The 2,849-nt window shown below is 72.1% G+C and carries 2 protein-coding genes and 1 pseudogene; all 3 read left to right on the forward strand.

Annotated elements, in window-relative coordinates; translation table 11 throughout:
* The first annotated feature begins 114 nt into the window (after window positions 1–114).
* Window positions 115–621 (forward strand): hypothetical protein, encoded by a 507-nt coding sequence (locus AC2W7G_RS12995; protein WP_485868812.1) that lies wholly within the window; start codon window positions 115–117, stop codon window positions 619–621.
* 31 nt (window positions 622–652) lie between these two features.
* Window positions 653–2,161 (forward strand): IMP dehydrogenase, encoded by a 1,509-nt coding sequence (guaB, locus tag AC2W7G_RS13000; RefSeq protein WP_485868813.1) that lies wholly within the window; start codon window positions 653–655, stop codon window positions 2,159–2,161.
* A 9-nt stretch (window positions 2,162–2,170) separates the two neighbouring features.
* A pseudogene (locus tag AC2W7G_RS13005) lies at window positions 2,171–2,849 on the forward strand (IMP dehydrogenase); the annotation flags it as partial.

The raw sequence follows: 2,849 nt of genomic DNA on the forward strand, positions 1-2,849 counted from the left end.
ATCGTGGCCACCGCGGTGTGCGTCGTCGTGGTCGTCCGCACGTCCGACCCGGCCTGACGTCCCGGCCCGGACCCGCCCCGGCGTGCGAGGATGCCGCGGACGAAGGAGGACGTGGTGGCCGTGGACCTGCGGATCGCGATGGCGGTCGTCGCGCTGGTCGTCGTGGTGCTGGCCGTCGTCGCGCGGCGGCGACCGGCGGACCCGGTGACCGGGCCTCTGCGCGGGTGGCACCTCGTGCTCGTCGCCGTCGCCCACCTCGCGCCGCTGCTGACCCTGCCGGTGCTGGTGCCGCTCGTCCTGACGATCCTGGTGCGACGCAACGTCGAGGTTCGCGCTCGCGTGGCCCGGGCGTTCGACCTGCAGCTCGTCGCGACCCTGCTGACGTACGGCGCGCTCGAGGTGGTCCTCTCCACGCGGACGGTCACCGTCGACGACCTGGTGTGGATCGACGGGATGCTCGCCGCGATCTCCCTCGCGGTGCTCGCCGCCGGCGTCGCGTCGATCGTCAGCGCCTGGCGCGGGAGCCGCGTGCTGGCCACCTGGCACCCGCTGCTGTCGGTCGTCCTCGCCCGCGACGCGGCCCTGCGGGACGTGCCGGAGCCCACGTCTCCACCCCGGTGAACCCCCTCGCCGGGGCCCGTAGACTTGGTGCATGAGCGAGGCTGGCATCCCGGAGAAGTTCCAGAGCCTCGGGCTCACGTACGACGACGTCCTGCTGCTGCCGGGCGAGACCGACGTGATCCCGAGCGAGGTCGACACCACGGCGCGCCTGACGCGCGAGATCAGCCTGCGCGTGCCGCTGCTGTCCGCCGCCATGGACACCGTCACCGAGGCGCGCATGGCCATCGCCATGGCGCGCGAGGGCGGCATGGGCGTCCTGCACCGCAACCTGTCGATCGAGGACCAGGCCTACCAGGTCGAGCTCGTGAAGCGCACCCAGACCGGCATGGTGCCCAACCCGGTCACGATCGGCTCCGACGCCACCCTCGAGCAGCTCGACCAGCGCTGCGGCGAGTACCGCGTCTCCGGCCTGCCCGTCGTGGACGCCGAGGACCACCTGCTCGGCATCATCACCAACCGCGACCTGCGCTTCGTCCCCGTCGCGGAGTGGGCCACCCGCACCGTCGGCGAGGTCATGACCCCGATGCCGCTCATCACCGGCCCGGTGGGCATCAGCCGCGAGGACGCCTCCGCCCTGCTGCGCCAGCACAAGCGCGAGCGCCTGCCGATCGTCGACGCCGAGGGACGCCTGGCCGGTCTCATCACGGTCAAGGACTTCGTGAAGTCCGAGCAGTACCCCAACGCCAGCATGGACGCCCAGGGCCGCCTCCTCGTCGGTGCCGCCGTCGGCTACTTCGGCGACTCCTACGAGCGGGCCAACGCGCTGCGCGAGGCCGGCGTCGACGTGCTCGTCGTCGACACCGCCCACGGCCACGCCGCGCTGCTGCTCGACATGATCCGCAAGCTCAAGGCCGACCCGAACTTCGACGGCGTCCAGATCATCGGCGGCAACGTCGCGACCCGCGCCGGGGCCCAGGCCCTCGTGGACGCCGGGGTCGACGCGGTCAAGGTCGGCGTCGGTCCGGGCTCGATCTGCACCACCCGTGTGGTCGCCGGCGTCGGCGTCCCGCAGGTCTCGGCGGTCTACGAGGCGTCGCTGGCCTGCGAGCCGGCCGGTGTCCCGGTCATCGCCGACGGCGGCCTGCAGTACTCCGGCGACATCGCCAAGGCGCTGGTCGCCGGGGCCGACACCGTCATGGTCGGCTCGCTGCTGGCCGGCTGCGAGGAGAGCCCCGGCGAGCTCATCTTCGTCAACGGCAAGCAGTTCAAGAGCTACCGCGGCATGGGCTCGATCGCGGCGATGAGCTCGCGCGGCAAGAAGTCCTACTCCAAGGACCGCTACTTCCAGGCCGACGTCGTCAGCGACGACAAGATCGTCCCCGAGGGCATCGAGGGCCAGGTCGCCTACCGCGGCCCGCTCAGCGCCGTGGCCCACCAGCTCATCGGCGGCCTGCACCAGTCGATGTTCTACGTCGGCTCACGCACCCTCCCCGAGCTCAAGGAGCGCGGACGCTTCGTCCGGATCACGGCGGCCGGTCTCAAGGAGAGCCACCCGCACGACATCCAGATGACCGTCGAGGCGCCCAACTACAGCCGATAGGGTCCCAGCATGGCTGACATCGAGATCGGCGCCGCCAAGCGCAGCCGCCACGCCTACTCCCTGGACGACATCGCGATCGTCCCGAGCCGTCGTACGCGCGACCCGGAGGACGTCTCGACGGCCTGGCAGATCGACGCCTACCGCTTCGACCTGCCGGTGCTTGCCGCGCCGATGGACTCGGTCATGAGCCCGGCCACGGCGATCGCGCTGGGCCAGCACGGCGGCCTGGGCGTCCTCGACCTCGAGGGCCTGTGGACGCGGTACGAGAACCCCGAGAAGCTGCTCGAGGAGATCGCCGCGGCCGACGCGGTCACCGCGACCCGCCGGCTGCAGGAGATCTACACCGAGCCGATCAAGCCCGAGCTCATCACCGAGCGGCTGCGCCAGGTGCGCGAGGCCGGCGTGACGGTCGCCGGCGCCCTGTCGCCGCAGCGCACCAAGGAGTTCGCCGACGTCGTGGTCGCCGCCGGCGTCGACCTGTTCGTCATCCGCGGCACGACGGTCTCGGCCGAGCACGTCTCGGGCCGCAGCGAGCCGCTGAACCTCAAGCAGTTCATCTACGAGCTCGACGTCCCGGTCATCGTCGGCGGCTGCGCCACCCACCAGGCCGCGCTGCACCTCATGCGCACCGGCGCCGCGGGCGTCCTGGTCGGCTTCCGGCGGCGGCGCCGCGCACACCACCCGCTCG

The sequence above is a fragment of the Aeromicrobium sp. PFPM2_SD2 genome, assembly GCF_057364525.1.